Below are 13,931 nucleotides of genomic sequence, written 5' to 3'. Positions count from 1 at the left end.
GCCGGGGCGGCGAGCGCCGGGCCGCGGCCGGGGGGACGGCGTCCACCGGCACCTCCGCGACCGGCGGGGGCGGCTCCGCGCGCCGGGCGAAGACCGGCGGGACCGGGAACGGCGCCGCCAAGGCGGGCGGCCGTACGTCCGACCGCCAGTCCGCGGCCGGCGCGACGTCCAGGCGGCGGAGCGGCCCCCGCTCCGGCTGAGCCACCCCGATCCGGCGGCTCACCGGAACGCCCTCGCGGGCCGACGACCGCTCCGGCGAGCGCTCCGCCGACCGAGCCGGCGAGCGTTCCGCCGACCGAGCCGGCGAGCGTTCCGCCGATCGTGCCGTAGCCGACGACCGCCCGGGAGGACCGCCGGCTCCCGGAGGTCGTGGCCGGGGCGGGTACGGTCGTACCTCGGCTACTGCTTCTTGAAGGAGCGGATCTGGTAGCTGCCCTGGAGGTTGCCCCCGTGGCCGGCGGCCGTCGAGCCGACGCGGGCGTTGAAGTTGGTCTGCTTGTAGTACTGAACGCGGTGGCCGGTGCCGTTCCACAGGGACCGCACGTTCTTGCCGTTGCGGATGAAGGAACACAGGTCGGCGGTGTTCGCGACCTTCTCCGACGTCCACTGGCAGCGGGTGCCGCCGCCGTCCCAGTCGCTGTAGATGCAGAAGTGCCCCGGGTCGCAGCGGAAGACCGCGGCGGCGGCGCTGGTCTTGGGAGTGGCCGGGGCGGAGGCGGTCGCGGCGGGGGCCGCCGTGCCGAGGGCCGCCGCCAGGGCGACCGAGGCGATGGCGAGTGGAGTGACACGGTTCATGAGGTTCGTCCTCTTTCCACTGGTTCCGTTGTTGATGTCCCCGGAGGACGACCATTAGTTTCACTCACCGTGACGGGTTGCGGGCAGAGCGTGCGTACGGGCGCGCGAGGCACTCCCGGCGGCACCCGGTACCTCCTCTCCACCACGCGAGCCGGGGCCTCCGGCGGAGTCGGGGGTAGCGCCCGACGCGCGGCGCGCCATCTCCGCGCCTGACGGGTCCGCCCTCCGCGACGTACGCGTCCCGCGACGGACGCGTCCCGCGACGTACGTGCGCCGCGACGTACGCGTCCCGCGACGGACGTGCGCGCCGCCGGATTCCCGGGACAAGCGCGGTGGGATGTAGGACACTCGGGGAACGCCGCCACGCTCGCCGCCCACGCGCGAACGTGCCGGATGGGGTCATGAGTCCTGGGGGGACACGATTCATGCAGACCACGGTTGTCGTCAGCGGCATGCACAGCGGGCCCAACCCCTCACCGGGACTGGGGATAGCGCGCTCCCTGAAGCTGGCGGATCCCGGCGTCCGGGTCATCGGGCTGGACTACTCCACCGCCAGTTCGGGACTGCACACGACGCTCCTCGACGACGTCCTGCTGCTTCCCGGCTGGGACGAGATGGACACCGAGACCTGGACGGAGCAGATGGCGGACCTGGTGGCCGCGCCGGACAGCTTCCTCGTCCCGACGCTGGACCTCGAGGTCCGGGTGCTCGCCGAATACCTCGGTGTGCACGAACGCGTCCTCGCACCGAACAAGCGAGCGCTCGACACCGTGGCGAAACCGCCGGTCGCGGTGGCCGACGCGCTGGGACTGCGGCTGCCGGAATGCTGCACCGGCACGGACTGGGACACGGTCGAGGGCTTCCTACGCCACGCGCCGCACGGCGCCTGGGCCAAGGGACAGCACTACGAGGCCTTCCGGGTGCGCGGTGTGCAGGAGGTGCTCGCGGCGGGGCGCTTCATCGAGCGCGAGTGGGGCGGGGACTGGCATCTCGAGGCGCATGTCCCCGGCCAGGAGTGCGGCATCGCCTTCGCCGCCCGCAACGGCGCGCTCCTCGACGCCGTCCTGATGACGAAGGCGATCCTCACCCCGGAGGGCAAGACCTGGTCGGGGGAGGTCACCGAACTGCCGGACGCGCTGTGGGAGAAGCTGCGCGCGTACGCGGCGGACGCCGGGTGGAACGGCGGCGGCGAGATCGAGATGATCCGCACCTGGGACGGCGACCTGGTGCTGATGGAGGTCAACCCCCGCTTCCCCGCCTGGATTCACGGCGCGAGCACCTGCGGCGCCAACCTGCCGGCCGCCCTGCTCACGGAGCGGGCCCGGCCCGCACGGCGCCGTCTCACCGCCGGGTTCACCAGGGTGGTCGAGGAGATCGCCGTCTCCCCCGAGATCGGCATCGCCTCCTACCCCTGGGGCCCCGGCGACGGGATCGCCCCGGCCACCAAGCACCCGTCGGGCATGCGCACCCTCGGCCGCCGGGACCTGGTGTCCGAGCCGAGTGCCATACCCCGGCCGGTGCCGGCCGCCGCCCCCGCGGACCGCACGCACCCGCGGCCCGCCCGGACCACCGGGAACAGCGGGTCCTTCACCGGGTACGAGTCCCTGCTGGGGACACCGTCCGAGTCGTGGCGGACCCCGTCCCGGCGGATACTGGCGCCCCTCTTCGACGAGCGGGTCGCGGCACTGCGCGCCGAGCTGAGCGGTCTGCCCCGCACCACTCTCGCGCACAGCGTCAAGACCTGCCCGCACCCCGAGCTGCTGTCCCGCGCCGCCGGACTCGGCCTGGCCGCCGAGGCGATCACCCTGGACGAACTGGACGTCGCGCTCGCCCACGGCTTCGATCCCGGCCGCGCCATCCTGAACGGTCCGGCGAAGTGGTGGCCGGCCCGCCCCAGCGTCCGCTGCGGTGCCTTCTTCGCCGACTCGGCCGAGGAACTCGCCCAGCTCATACGCTCGTTGGACGCGGGGTTCCGGCTCACGGCGGACATCGTCGGCATCCGGGTGGCGGCCCCCGGAGTGCCCAGCCGCTTCGGGCTCTCCTTCGAGCGCGGCGCCGACCTGGCGGAAACCGCCGCCCTGCTCGCCGAGTTACTAGGCCGTCTCGGTGCCCGGTGGGGCATCCACTTCCACCACGCGGAGAGCGTGCTGGGACCGGACCGGTGGCGGCGCGAGGCGACCGCGGCCCTCGGCTCCGCCGATCCGCTCGCCTCCCGGCTGGGTGAGCCGCCGGCGGTCGTCGACCTCGGCGGCGGATGGCACGTGGACGACCTGCCGGACCTGCGTCCGTCGCTCGACCACGTCCTGGCGGCCGGTGCCGACTGCCTGCGCGCGTCACAGCCCGAGGTCGTCCTCGAACCGGGCAAGATGCTGACCCAGCCGGCGGCGGCCGTCGTCACCCGGGTCCTGCTCGGCAAGGGCCGGGGCACCGGCCGGGAGGTCGTGGTGGACGCGGCCCTCGGGGACATACCCGAGGCGCGTTACCGCGCCCACCCGGTCGCCCGGTTCACCGAAGGGCGGTGGCAGCCGGTGCGCCGGGGAACGGGACGCGTCCTCGGGCGGTCCTGCATGGAGCACGACGTCCTCGCGGAGGAACTGGACCTGCGTTCCCTGGCGGAGGGGGACTTCCTGGCGTTCGGCATGTGCGGCGCCTACGACCTGTCCATGGCCTACCCCTTCGGCCGCGGCCTGGCTGCGGAGGCCCTCGCATGACGGGCGAGCGCATGACGGGCGAGCGCCGGCACCGGCCGGAACAGCCGCTGAGCGAACGCCCGCCGAATGGCGGCCCGTTGAGCGACCAGGACCGGCAGCGCATCGATTCCATCGGGCTGTCACGCATCTCGCACCACGGCGACCTCTGCTGCGCCGAGGCGCGGTATCTCGTCCTGCGCCGTTTCGAGCGCTGGGCCGACACCGGCGACCGGCTGGCGGCCGTACCCCTGCTCGTCCGCTGGGCGCCCACCCGGTGGCCGCTGACCTGGTGCCGGCTGGCGGAGCCGGACGAGTGGGCCGGCGACTGCGGAGTACACGCGGACCTCGCGGGCGAACTCCTCACGCTGGCCGGGGTGGCCTACGCGCGGGGCCGGGCGGCGATCGAACCGTACCCCCGCGCCGTACCGCACTGGCGGGCGACCTGGTCGGCCTCCGACGCGGACGACACCTGGATCGGCGATGACGTGGTGCACCACGAGGTGCTCCGCATCGGCGCCCGCTGGTGGGACCCGACGGAGGCGCGCTGGTTCACCGGAGCCGGTGCCCACCTGTTGGCCGGCCGGGTGGCCGCCGTCCGCACGGAAGGGGCGGACTGGAGCCCGGCCGGGGCGGACTGAGGCGGGGCCGGGGGCGTGCGGGCGGGGGAGAGGGGCCTGGAGTGAAGAAAGCGGCAGGGTTCACGGCGGTCTGCGCCGGGGTGCTCGTCTCGTTCCCCCTGCTCATCCTCATCGAACTCATCGGCCGGTACGACCGCTTCTCCTACGGCCGGCACGCGCCGCTGATCAGGAAGGTGCTCCCCTGGCGCACCACCGGCCGCCTCGCCCCGCTCCTTCCGCTGTGCGCCCTGCTGCCGCCGTACGTCCCGCACGGCGCGGAGGGCCTGCCGGGCGGCGGGGTGCTCCGGTGGGCGGCGGTGGCGGCCCTGGCCGGCACGGCTCTCGGTCTCGCGGAGGTCTACTCCGTCTGCCTGCACCGGGAGGCGTACATCGCCGCTTTCGAACCCTGGTCGCTCCCCGCGGACTACCGGCCGCTCGGCGCCCCGCCGGAGCGGTTCGCCGACCGCCGGCTGCAACACCTCGCCCGGGTGCAGTTCCTCTACTGTGTGCCGCTCGTCGGCACGGCGGCCGTCGTCGGCCCGCGCACCGGGTGGCTGAGCGACGTCGTGATCCTGCTGTTCCTGGTCAAGTACCTGGCTCCGGCGTGGATCGACTTCGAGGCGTACTACCACTGGGACATGCACTGCCAGGTGCTCGGTCTCCGGGGCCGCCCGTGGCTGTCGACGGTCTGGCGAGCGCTGTCGGACTGCGTCATGGGGCCGGTGATCGGCGCGCTGCCGAGGTTCTACGCGACGGAGCACCTCGTGGTCCACCACCCGGAGAACGCCGGACCCGACGACATCCACTCACCCCTGCCCTACGACCGCACCCGCATCCTGGAGTTCTGCCTGTTCGGCCTGAAGACCTGCCTCATCCTGCTGACTTCGGGCACCGTGGCGTTCCACCGGCGCTGCCGCGGCTCCCGGCGCGTCCTGCTCGTGCTGGGGATCACCGGGTTCTGGGCCGTCACCGGCTACCTGATCGCGGCGGACCGGCTCCTCGGCTACTGGCTGGTCGGAGCGGCGCTCTACCGGGCCGTGAACACCGCGAAGGCCCAGTACGTGTGGCACGGCCTGAGCGACCCGGACAATCCCCGCCACCCCAAGGCCAGCACCATCCTGTGGCTGCCGCGGGAACACCTCGTCGCCGCCCTGGACCGCGAGCCGCCGCACCGTGAGCCGCCGGGGGCCGAAGGCGTGCCGCACAGCACCGAGGTGCCCGAGTTCGGCACGGACTGGGCCTTCTACGACAACTACCACCTGATCCACCACCTGCATCCACGCGCCCACTTCACGGCATACCCCGAACTCCTGAGGCGGTCGGTCCCCGGGCTGCTCGACTGGGGCTGTGTGGTCATGCGGCTGAGCGCGTACGAGAGCTTCGTCCTCGACTGCTGGACCGGCGACTTCGAGCGCCTGGCCCGAGGGCTGGTCACCCCGATGGACGAGGACCGGCGGGTGCCCTTCCTCCGCGAGCGGCTGGCGCCGTTGCCGGGCCACCGCAGTTACAGCGCCGCCCTCTGCGAGGGGCGCGTCGGCCGGGCGGTCGACGCGGCGCTGGTGCGGGGCCTTCGCCTGGTCGCACCGTCCCCCTGACCCGCACCCGGCCCGTACCAGCCGCCCCACGCGGCTCAGCGCCCGTGTTCCCCTTGCGTGAGCAGCGCGAGCTGGTCCTTGACCCACGGGTCGTAGACCGCGAGCCGCCTGGCGGCGGCCGGATCGAACGTCGCCACCTGGCCCAGCACCCACGGGTCGACCCGCCGGCCGGACGCGGGGTGCCGGTCGGCGTGCTCGCCGACCGTCGAGGTGGCCCGGGCGGGGACGTCCGCCGGCCCTTGCGGGTGCGGGGCCGCCGACGCCGGGCCGCCCCCCGCCAGCAGGGCGCCTCCGGCGATCGCGACGGGGATGCCGGTGACCGCGAGACGTCGCGTCAGCTTCTTCACGGTGGTGCCTCCAGAGTCGTAGCCGCGGACAGAACCGGAATCAGTTCCTCCGGATCGTGCGCCTACCCGACCGGACGCCCGGCATGCGGGCGAGAGTCCACCGGCCCGGCGGCGGGCCGAGGAGGCAGGGCGGGTGGCGGCGGGTGACCGCCCGCTGCCGTTCGTGCGGGCGGGGCGTGGCCGGCTGATCGAACGGGAGGTCCGCCCGCAGGACATCCGGTACGAGGTGTTCGGCCCGGACCCGTGGCAGGCCGACCCGGACCGAGCCACGGTGCCTGCCGGTCCTGCGAGGTGTGCGCGACCGTGCCGCGGGAACATCGGGGGCGTGTGCGGATGCCCGGCACAGCGTGAAAATAACCCGTGATGTGTGGGCTTGTGTGGATGGAGTAAGGGCATTCGGTGGCCAGGAGGTTGATATCGATGGTTCCCCTGCTTCTGGTTCTTCTGCTGGCCCTGATCCTCTTCGGCGCGGGCTTCGCCCTCAAGGCGCTGTGGTGGATCGCGGTGATCGTGCTCGTCGTGTGGCTGCTGGGCTTCGTGGTCCGGCCGACGGGCGGCGGCGGCCGCAAGGGCCGCTGGTATCGCTGGTAGACACCGGCGTCACCGACGTCATCACACGGGTGGGGCCCGGCCGGAAACGGCCGGGCCCCACCCGTGTGTGCGGGCGCGCACGGAGCCGGTCGGGATGGAAGGGGCTTATCGGGCGCACCGCAGGGTACGTGAGCGACGTACCGGCCTCGCGGAATCAGCAGTGGAACCTGCGCCTCCTATTTCCGCGGGGCCGGTCGCCGTCGCGGATCAGTGCCGTTCCGCCGGCTCCCCGGCCGGCGCGGTCGGGCGGCTGAGGACCGTGCCGGGCAGCAGGTACGCGGCGGCGCACAGGCACGTCCCCAGCCAGCCGGCGGCGAACAGCCAGCCGCCCACGACGTCGGTGAACCAGTGCACGCCGAGGTAGACGCGGGTCAGTCCCACCAGCACCGCCCAGCCGGCGACGGCCGTCCGCAGGGCCGTGCCGCCGCGCGGGGCGCGCAGCGTCAGCGCGATGATCAGCACACCGGCGGCCAGGGCGGCGGTGGTGGTGTGCCCGGACGGGAATGCCCAGCCGCTCGCGTGCGCCACCCGGCCCAGGTACGGGGGGCGCGGCCGGTGGACCAGTTCCATCACGCCGTACCGGAGCAGTTGCCCGAGCCCGAGGCAGGCGAGGCCGAGGGCGACGGCGGGCAGCCGCTGCCGGGGGTCGCGTCCCGCGACGACTCCGGCCAGGGCCACGAGCGCGTAGGGGACGACGCCGGTACCGGTGTCGGTCACGCCCCGCGCCACCGCCACGGCCGCCCCCGGGCGGTGACCGACCGCCCAGCCGAGAAAACCGTCGTCCAGCCACAGCGGCGCGCCGCCCCGGCCGCCGACGACCATGGCCAGCACGGTGAACGCCGCCCAGGCGCCGAGGGCGGTGCTGCCGGCCAGCTCGGAGACGTCCTTGCGGCGGTTCACGAGGCCGACAGCAGCAGCCGCAGCGGAGCCGCCGCCGTCAGGCGCCGGGCCAGCGCCGGGGCCGCGCGCCGGATCACGAGCATCGCGGCGAACGCGACCAGCCCGCCCACCACCAGCCCGGTCACGACGTCGTGCGGGTAGTGCACGCCGATCCAGACCCGGGAGGCCGCCATGGCGACCGCCGCCACGCAGGCGACCGCGCCCAGCCGCCGGGAGACGAAGCACAGCGCCACGGCGGCGGCCGCGGCGATCGCCGCGTGGTTGCTGGGGAACGACCAGTCGCCGGGCGCCGGACACGCCTCAAGGATCTTCACCGACAGGCTCCGGCACGGCCGGTCCTCGCGCACAACCGACTTCAGCACGGCGTTGACGCCGTAGGCCAGGACCACGACCACCGGAACGGCGAGGGCGGTCACCGCCGCCGCCGCTCCCGCGCGCCGGGCCCGCCACCAGCCGACGGCCATGAGAAGCGCGAACACCGCGAGCCCGTAGGCCGACCACACCGTCACCGCGCTGTCCAGCCAGCCGGGCGAGCGCTGCGCGAGGTCGGTCACGCTCCGGTAGGCGGAGCCGTCGACCGACGCCCCGTCGAACGCGAGCATCATCCGCGGACCTCCTTCTTGCCGGCCTTCGCGGCGCGCTTGCGGCCGCGGTACAGCTCGGCGGCCACCGGGAGCGACGACAGCACGACGATCACCGCGACCAGCGGCAGCAGATAGCGGTCCACGTCCGGGATCGAGGAGCCCAGCGCGTAACCCGCGAGGACCAGGCCGGCGCTCCACACGAGGCCGCCGGTCATCTGCCACACGGTGAACGTCCGTACCGGCACCTCCAGTGCCCCCGCGAGCGGATTGAGCACGGTCCGCACCACGGGCACGAACCTCGCCAGGACGATCGCCTTGGCGTGCCCGTAGCGCTCGAGCAGTTCCTCGGCCCTCCGCGCCCCCTCGCGCAGCCGCGTCGAGCGGCCGCGGGCCAGCAGGGTACGGCCCGCCCGGCGCCCGATCAGATAGCCGCACTGGGCGCCGGCCAGCGCGCCGAACACCGCGGCGGCCAGCAGCGGTCCCAGGGACAGCCGTACGCCGTGCTGCCCCGTGCCGGTGCACAGCAGGCCCGCCGTGAACAGCAGGGAGTCGCCCGGCAGGAAGAAGCCGATCAGCAGCCCCGTCTCGGCGAACATCACCGCGCCCACTCCCAGCACACCGAAGGCGGCCAGGAGTGATTGCGCGTCGAGCGGGTTCACCGCCAGTTGCGACGACAGAACCACGGGTGTGGTCATCGGCAGGAGTCCTTCCCGGGCGGACGGCCGGACCCCCACGACACCCGGCACACGCGGCATACGCGGCCTGCGGCCGTCTACGATTCGGTAGACCGTCTACAGTACCGTAGACGGTCTACGGCACTGTAGACGATCGTGGATCCGGGGCGCCGGCGAGCCCCCGGCCCGAAGACTGTTCCCGAAAGTGCACGGATCGCGTGGCCGCGGAACCGCTCGGACGCTCCGTCCCTCTTGCCCGGTGCCCGCGACGGGCAACGGGCGAGGGTGCCGTACGGCGTCGTCGCCCGACTCGGCACACATATCTCAGGGAACACTCATGTCGAGCAGACTGCGCCTGGGCGGCGCGGTATTCACCTTCCTCCTCCTCTTCCTGGCGACGGCGCAACCGGCCTCCGCCATCCAGGGAGGCACGGTCAGCAAGCACGGCCCGTGGGCGGTGCGCGTCTACACGGACGGCGAACCCTCCTGCACGGGCACGGTCGTCGCCCCGGAGTGGATCATCACCGCCGGCCACTGCGTCCGGTACGACAACTGGGACGTCACCTTCCGCGTCGGCAGCCTCGACCAGCGGCACGGGACCGTCGTGCACCGCGTCGAGAACGCCACCGTGTTCGCGCCCTCGGCCGACGTGGCCCTCGTACGGGTCCCCCGCCTGAAGGTCCAGCCGATCGCGCTGGGCACCGGCGACGACGTGAAGGTGGGGCACGACGTCCGGTCCTACGGCTGGGGAGCCACCTGCGCCCCGCCGAAGAGCGAGACCTCCTGCCAGTCGAACCTGCTCAAGCAGGCCCAGGTGAAGATCGTGCCGCACTCGGACCCGCGCTGCGATCTGCTCGTGGGGACCGGGGACTTCTGCGTCCAGCGCGGCACCGGCCTTCCGGCGGGCGGCGACTCGGGAGGGCCGGCCACGGCGTTCGACAAGACGGGCCGTGAGGTGCTCGTCGGCGTCCTGTCCGCGTCGGACCGGACGGACGTCGCCTCGTTCGGCAACGTCGCGCGGCTGCGCTCCTGGATCAGGTGGGTCGTCCGTACCGGGGGCCACTGAACACCGCGCCCGTGCCGGGGGACGGCCCCCGGCACGGGAGGCGAGCGGTCTCTCGCCCACCGGCCCCGGTCGCACCGGGCGGTCCTGGCCGGCCTGCGCCGACGGTGACCGCGCGCCCGTCCGGCCGGCCCGCCCCGCCCGGGCCGCGACCGGGGCCGCGCATCAGGCCGTGACCCGTCCGGCTAGAAGTCCGTCACGGTGACGAGGGCGCGTCAGCCGTGCGCGGTGTCCGGGGCGACGGCCTCCAGGTCGGCGATGCCGCCCGACATGATGGTGCGCACGTGCTCGGTGATGTGCTCCGCGGGCCAGTCCCACCAGGCCACGGCCAGCAACCGGGCGACGTCCTCCTCGCTGTAGCGGGTGCGGATGAGACGGGCCGGGTTGCCGCCGACGATGCCGTAGTCGGGCACGTCACCGGTGACCACGGAACCGGCGCCGATGATCGCGCCGTGTCCGATCCGCACGCCGGGCATGACCGTCGTGCCATGGCCGAACCAGACGTCGTTCCCGACGACGGTGTCCCCCCGGTTCGGCAGGCCGGTGAGCAGGTCGAAGTGTTCGGACCAGGAACCGCCCATGGTGGGGAAGGGGAAGGTCGAGGGGCCGTCCATCCGGTGGTTGGCGCCGTTCATGATGAACCGCACGCCCGTGCCCAGCGCGCAGAACCTGCCGATGACCAGCTTCTCCGGCCCGTAGTGGTAGAGCACGTTGCGCGTTTCGAACGCGGTCGCATCGTCCGGGTCGTCGTAGTAGGAGTACTCCCCGACCTCGATCAGCGGGGACTTCACCAGCGGCCGGAGCAGGACCACCCGCGGCTGGCCGGGCATCGGGTGGAGGACCGTGGGGTCGGCGGGCACAGGCATGGGAGGCGTCTCCTCGTCGGTGGCGGGTCCGTTTCCAGTGCCATGATCACCGCACCGCACCGTCCGGGGACACCGGTTTACCACCGGTACGAACGCGCTGGGACCGTTCACCCACGACGGTAGCCGCGGGCTTCCACCACGTCGTCGACGAGCCGGGTGAAGGCCCGCACGGCCGCGCTCCGGTAGGCGTGGGCCCGTCCCAGCAGGGTGACCCCGCGCGCCGGCAGGGCCGGCCGCAGCGGCACCGGGCGCAGCCGTGGGTGGTCGTGGGTGACGGCGTCCGGCAGGACGGTGGCGAGCGGGGTGCGCTGGACGATCTCGATCAGGCCCTGGATGGAGTTGGCCTCCATGGCGATGCGGGGCGTGACCCGGTGCTCGGCGAAATAGGCGTCGATGTGCCCGCGGGTGGCGAAGTCGCCGCTGAGCAGGACGAACTCCGTGTCGGACAGGCCCTGGAGGTCCAACGGCGGGGCACTGCGCGGCCCGTCGTGGTCGGCGCGGACGACGAGGCTGAGGGTCTCGGTGTACAGGCCGGTCGCCTCGACGCCCAGCTGGTGCGCTCCGGCGAAGGCGATCCCGAGGTCGAAGTCGTCGACGAGCAGGCCGGATTCGATGTCGTCCTGGGTGGTCTCCCGGATGGTGAGGGTGATGCCCGGGTGCCGGTCGTGCAACTCCGCCGCGAGGGGGCCGACGAGATAGGCGGTGAAAGAGGGGGTGACCGCGAGCCTCAGGTGGCCGCGGGAGAGGTCCTGGAGGTCGTGGAGGGCGCGCTCCGCGGCGGCCAGGTCGCGCAGCGCCCGCCGGGCGTGCCGGACGTACGCCTCACCGGCGTCGGTGAGGCGTACGCTGCGCCCGGTCCGGTCCAGCAACTGCACCCCGAGCGTCCGTTCCAGCTGTTTGACCTGCTGGGACAGGGTCGGCTGGGAGATGTACAACTCCTCCGCCGCCCGGGTGAAGCTGCCCTGGTCGGCGACGGCGAGCAGGTAACGCAGGTGACGCAGTTCCACGGACACCCCGCAAAGGTACCGGCGGTCCGCCGGTGCCTCAGGACGCGGCGGGGGCCGGTGAGGGGTCTCAGAAGGGCTTGAGCGGCAGGTACTTGCCGTCCAGCGTGATCACGGCACGCTCGCCGCCCTCGGGGTCGGCGACCTTCTTCACGTCCAGCTTGAAGTTGATCGCGGAGATGATGCCGTCGCCGAACTGCTCGTGCACCAGGGCCTTCAGCGTGGTGCCGTAGACCTGGAGCATCTCGTAGAAGCGGTAGATGGTCGGGTCGGTCGGGATGCCGCCGGGGATGGAACCGCGGGTGGGGATCGTGCCCAGCAGCAGCACCGCGTCCTCGTCCAGGCCCAGCAGCTCGCCGACCGCGCGGGCGGCCTCCTCCGGCAGGGCCTGCTGACCGAGGACGGCGGCGGTGGTGAACGCCACAGACAGGCCGGCGGCATCGGCGATCTGCTGCCAGGTGAGGTCCTTGCGGACCTTGGCCTCGACCGCGGCGACGGCCACGGCCTGACGTGCGGCCGGATCGAACTGGGCGTGCGTCATGTGATTTCTCCTTCGAGGAGTGAGGGATGGCGGAAGTGGGGGGATGGGGGAAACAGGGGGAGGGGGGATGCTCTTGTGGGTGTCAGGCGGCGTTCTCGGTCTCGCCGCCGCGGCCGCTCGTGTCGAGGACCTCGACGGCGCCGGTGGCGATGTCGAAGACCCAGCCGTGCAGCCGGACGGACCCTTCGGCCAGGGCCCGGGCCACGGACGGGTGCGCGGCCAGTTCCGTCAGCTGGGCCCGCACGTTCGCGCGCACCAGGCCCGGTACGTCCACCGGCGTGCCGGTACCGGCCCGGGACGTGTCGGCGTGCCGCAGCCACCGGGCGACCGCGGGCACCGCGCCCAGGTCGTGGCCCTCGGCCAGCGCGGTCATGGCGCCGCAGGCCGAGTGCCCGCACACGACGATGTCCGCGACCCCCAGCACCGCGACCGCGTACTCGACGCTCGCGGCCACCCCCTCGGCGTGCGGGCCGTGGGCCGGGACGATGTTCCCGGCCGTCCGGATCACGAACAGCTCGCCCGGCTCGCTGTCCGTGATCAGTTCCGGGACGACACGGGCGTCGGAGCAGCCGATGAACAACGTGTGCGGGGCATGGGTATCGGCCAGCCGGGCGAACAGATCCGCCTTGTACGGACGGACGTCCCGCTGGAAACGGCGGACGCCCTCGGCGAGGTCGCGCATGGGGCACTCCCTTCGGTGGGTACTGCCGGCCTGTCGGGGTCGGCACGAACCACCATGCGTGACGGGGACCTATAGGGTCCAAGACCCAACAGCGATGTCCCCCATTGGTCTCATCAATGACAGCGTTCACCGGGTCCGACCTTCCGAGGCAGGGGTCGTCCACGCGGCGGGGTCATCCGAACGGATGACCCCGCCCTCAGCCGTCCGGCCCTCGGCGAGCAGCCGGAACGCCGACGGGCGGGCGGCCTTCGAGCCGGAAGGCTGGAGGCACGACGAGGCAGCGCGTCTCGACGTGACACGACAGGAGTCGCCCGCCATGCAGCACAAGGCCAAGAAGTTCTCCACCCGTGCCAAGGTCGTCACCTCGGCCGCGGTCCTCGCCGCCCTCGGCACCGGCGTCGTCGGAGCGGTCTCCGCCTCCGCGGACACCCCGGCCGTCGTCCCGGCCGCGCTGAAGGGGAAGACCACCACGACCAGCACCCACCTGACCGTCGACGCCGCCACCGACGCCGCGCGGGCCGCGCTCGACGCCGCGGAGAAGGCGGGCCAGCGGGTGACCGTCGCGGTCGTGGACCGCAACGGCAACACCATCGTCACCCTGCGCGGCGACGGCGCCGGCCCGCAGTCCTACGAGTCCGCGATCAAGAAGGCGTACACCGCCGTCTCCTGGAACGCGCCCACCTCCGAGCTGGCCAAGCGCCTTGAGAACACCCCGAACCTGAAGGACATCCCGGGCACGCTCTTCCTCGCCGGCGGCGCCCCGGTGGCGTACCACGAGGCGCCCGTCGCGGCCGTCGGTGTCGCGGGGGCCCCCTCCGGCGACCTGGACGAGCAGTTCGCCCGCGCCGGCGTCGCGGCCATCAGCAACGGCCGCTGACCCGCGAGCCGTTCCCGCTCCGCCCGCCGTCACCTCGCCGGAGGACGGCCCGCGGCGCGGCTGACCGCGCCGCGGGCCGGCGCCCCGGCCGGAGCCGCGCCGGGC

Annotated in this window: 15 protein-coding genes and 1 pseudogene; 7 read left to right on the top strand and 9 right to left on the bottom strand. The window is 73.4% G+C overall.

Annotated elements, in window-relative coordinates; genetic code table 11:
* Positions 1-200 (top strand): annotated as a pseudogene (locus IF37_RS45350) (hypothetical protein); the annotation flags it as partial.
* Between the two features lie 199 nt (positions 201-399).
* Here IF37_RS45350 and IF37_RS0136110 read toward each other — a convergent pair.
* Positions 400-795, bottom strand: a complete 396-nt coding sequence (locus IF37_RS0136110) for a peptidase inhibitor family I36 protein (protein ID WP_030753057.1) — start codon at positions 793-795, stop codon at positions 400-402.
* A gap of 425 nt (positions 796-1,220) precedes the next feature.
* Between IF37_RS0136110 and IF37_RS0136105 the strand changes: the two genes are divergently transcribed.
* The 3 genes from IF37_RS0136105 to IF37_RS0136095 are packed head-to-tail and all read left to right on the top strand — an operon-like array spanning position 1,221 to position 5,697.
* On the top strand, positions 1,221-3,506 hold the full coding sequence (locus IF37_RS0136105; protein WP_030753055.1) for a hypothetical protein: 2,286 nt from the start codon (positions 1,221-1,223) through the stop codon (positions 3,504-3,506).
* Positions 3,503-4,123 carry a hypothetical protein gene (locus IF37_RS0136100; RefSeq protein ID WP_030753054.1) on the top strand — a complete coding sequence of 207 codons (621 nt, stop codon included), beginning with the start codon at positions 3,503-3,505 and terminating at the stop codon, positions 4,121-4,123. Before IF37_RS0136105 ends, IF37_RS0136100 begins: the two co-directional genes overlap by 4 nt.
* 41 nt (positions 4,124-4,164) lie before the next feature.
* On the top strand, positions 4,165-5,697 hold the full coding sequence (locus IF37_RS0136095; RefSeq protein ID WP_030753052.1) for a hypothetical protein: 1,533 nt from the start codon (positions 4,165-4,167) through the stop codon (positions 5,695-5,697).
* A 35-nt stretch (positions 5,698-5,732) separates the two neighbouring features.
* Here the strand turns inward: IF37_RS0136095 and IF37_RS0136090 are convergent, their stop codons facing one another.
* Positions 5,733-6,044 carry a hypothetical protein gene (locus IF37_RS0136090; protein WP_052845562.1) on the bottom strand — a complete coding sequence of 104 codons (312 nt, stop codon included), beginning with the start codon at positions 6,042-6,044 and terminating at the stop codon, positions 5,733-5,735.
* Between the two features lie 420 nt (positions 6,045-6,464).
* On the opposite strand from IF37_RS0136090, the gene IF37_RS0136085 reads away from it, so the two are divergent.
* Positions 6,465-6,635 carry a hypothetical protein gene (locus IF37_RS0136085; protein WP_030753047.1) on the top strand — a complete coding sequence of 57 codons (171 nt, stop codon included), beginning with the start codon at positions 6,465-6,467 and terminating at the stop codon, positions 6,633-6,635.
* Between the two features lie 207 nt (positions 6,636-6,842).
* Here the strand turns inward: IF37_RS0136085 and IF37_RS0136080 are convergent, their stop codons facing one another.
* From IF37_RS0136080 to IF37_RS0136070, 3 genes are read right to left on the bottom strand one after another with little or no spacing between them, the layout of a single operon-like run.
* Positions 6,843-7,535, bottom strand: a complete 693-nt coding sequence (locus IF37_RS0136080; protein ID WP_030753044.1) for a phosphatase PAP2 family protein — start codon at positions 7,533-7,535, stop codon at positions 6,843-6,845.
* Positions 7,532-8,140 carry a phosphatase PAP2 family protein gene (locus IF37_RS0136075; protein ID WP_030753041.1) on the bottom strand — a complete coding sequence of 203 codons (609 nt, stop codon included), beginning with the start codon at positions 8,138-8,140 and terminating at the stop codon, positions 7,532-7,534. The genes IF37_RS0136080 and IF37_RS0136075 overlap by 4 nt, the downstream gene beginning before the upstream one ends.
* On the bottom strand, positions 8,137-8,814 hold the full coding sequence (locus IF37_RS0136070; protein WP_030753038.1) for a DedA family protein: 678 nt from the start codon (positions 8,812-8,814) through the stop codon (positions 8,137-8,139). Before IF37_RS0136070 ends, IF37_RS0136075 begins: the two co-directional genes overlap by 4 nt.
* Positions 8,815-9,130: 316 nt before the next feature.
* Between IF37_RS0136070 and IF37_RS0136065 the strand changes: the two genes are divergently transcribed.
* A complete protein-coding gene (locus IF37_RS0136065) occupies positions 9,131-9,859 on the top strand; it encodes a trypsin-like serine protease (protein WP_030753035.1) in 729 nt (242 codons plus the stop codon).
* Positions 9,860-10,071: 212 nt separating this feature from the next.
* Here IF37_RS0136065 and IF37_RS0136060 read toward each other — a convergent pair whose 3' ends face one another.
* The 4 genes from IF37_RS0136060 to IF37_RS0136045 all read right to left on the bottom strand — a co-directional run bounded on the left by IF37_RS0136060 (position 10,072) and on the right by IF37_RS0136045 (position 12,949).
* Entirely contained in the window at positions 10,072-10,722 is a 651-nt protein-coding gene (locus tag IF37_RS0136060) for a CatB-related O-acetyltransferase (RefSeq protein WP_030753031.1), read from the bottom strand.
* A 107-nt stretch (positions 10,723-10,829) separates the two neighbouring features.
* The gene (gene cynR / locus IF37_RS0136055) at positions 10,830-11,735 is read right to left on the bottom strand and encodes a transcriptional regulator CynR (protein WP_030753028.1); all 906 of its coding nucleotides are present in this window, start codon (positions 11,733-11,735) and stop codon (positions 10,830-10,832) included.
* Positions 11,736-11,796: 61 nt separating this feature from the next.
* On the bottom strand, positions 11,797-12,267 hold the full coding sequence (cynS, locus tag IF37_RS0136050) for a cyanase (protein ID WP_030753025.1): 471 nt from the start codon (positions 12,265-12,267) through the stop codon (positions 11,797-11,799).
* A gap of 82 nt (positions 12,268-12,349) precedes the next feature.
* Positions 12,350-12,949: a carbonic anhydrase gene (locus IF37_RS0136045; RefSeq protein ID WP_030753022.1), complete on the bottom strand. Its 600-nt coding sequence runs from the start codon at positions 12,947-12,949 to the stop codon at positions 12,350-12,352.
* A gap of 316 nt (positions 12,950-13,265) precedes the next feature.
* Between IF37_RS0136045 and IF37_RS0136040 the strand changes: the two genes are divergently transcribed.
* A complete protein-coding gene (locus IF37_RS0136040) occupies positions 13,266-13,826 on the top strand; it encodes a heme-binding protein (RefSeq protein ID WP_030753019.1) in 561 nt (186 codons plus the stop codon).
* The last annotated feature ends 105 nt before the right edge of the window (positions 13,827-13,931 follow it).

The sequence above is a fragment of the Streptomyces sp. NRRL S-31 genome, from assembly GCF_000718775.1.
Classification (GTDB): Bacteria; Actinomycetota; Actinomycetes; order Streptomycetales; family Streptomycetaceae; genus Streptomyces.
This window is presented reverse-complemented; position numbering and strand designations above follow the sequence as displayed.

Excerpts from the sequence above, each read along its gene's own strand:
- IF37_RS0136110 (WP_030753057.1), bottom strand. The coding sequence starts at position 795 with ATGAACCGTGTCACTCCACTCGCCATCGCCTCGGTCGCCCTGGCGGCG.
- IF37_RS0136105 (WP_030753055.1), top strand. The coding sequence starts at position 1,221 with ATGCAGACCACGGTTGTCGTCAGCGGCATGCACAGCGGGCCCAACCCC.
- IF37_RS0136100 (WP_030753054.1), top strand. The coding sequence starts at position 3,503 with ATGACGGGCGAGCGCATGACGGGCGAGCGCCGGCACCGGCCGGAACAG.
- IF37_RS0136085 (WP_030753047.1), top strand. The coding sequence starts at position 6,465 with ATGGTTCCCCTGCTTCTGGTTCTTCTGCTGGCCCTGATCCTCTTCGGC.
- IF37_RS0136075 (WP_030753041.1), bottom strand. The coding sequence starts at position 8,140 with ATGATGCTCGCGTTCGACGGGGCGTCGGTCGACGGCTCCGCCTACCGG.
- IF37_RS0136070 (WP_030753038.1), bottom strand. The coding sequence starts at position 8,814 with ATGACCACACCCGTGGTTCTGTCGTCGCAACTGGCGGTGAACCCGCTC.
- IF37_RS0136065 (WP_030753035.1), top strand. The coding sequence starts at position 9,131 with ATGTCGAGCAGACTGCGCCTGGGCGGCGCGGTATTCACCTTCCTCCTC.
- IF37_RS0136060 (WP_030753031.1), bottom strand. The coding sequence starts at position 10,722 with ATGCCTGTGCCCGCCGACCCCACGGTCCTCCACCCGATGCCCGGCCAG.
- cynS (WP_030753025.1), bottom strand. The coding sequence starts at position 12,267 with ATGACGCACGCCCAGTTCGATCCGGCCGCACGTCAGGCCGTGGCCGTC.
- IF37_RS0136045 (WP_030753022.1), bottom strand. The coding sequence starts at position 12,949 with ATGCGCGACCTCGCCGAGGGCGTCCGCCGTTTCCAGCGGGACGTCCGT.
- IF37_RS0136040 (WP_030753019.1), top strand. The coding sequence starts at position 13,266 with ATGCAGCACAAGGCCAAGAAGTTCTCCACCCGTGCCAAGGTCGTCACC.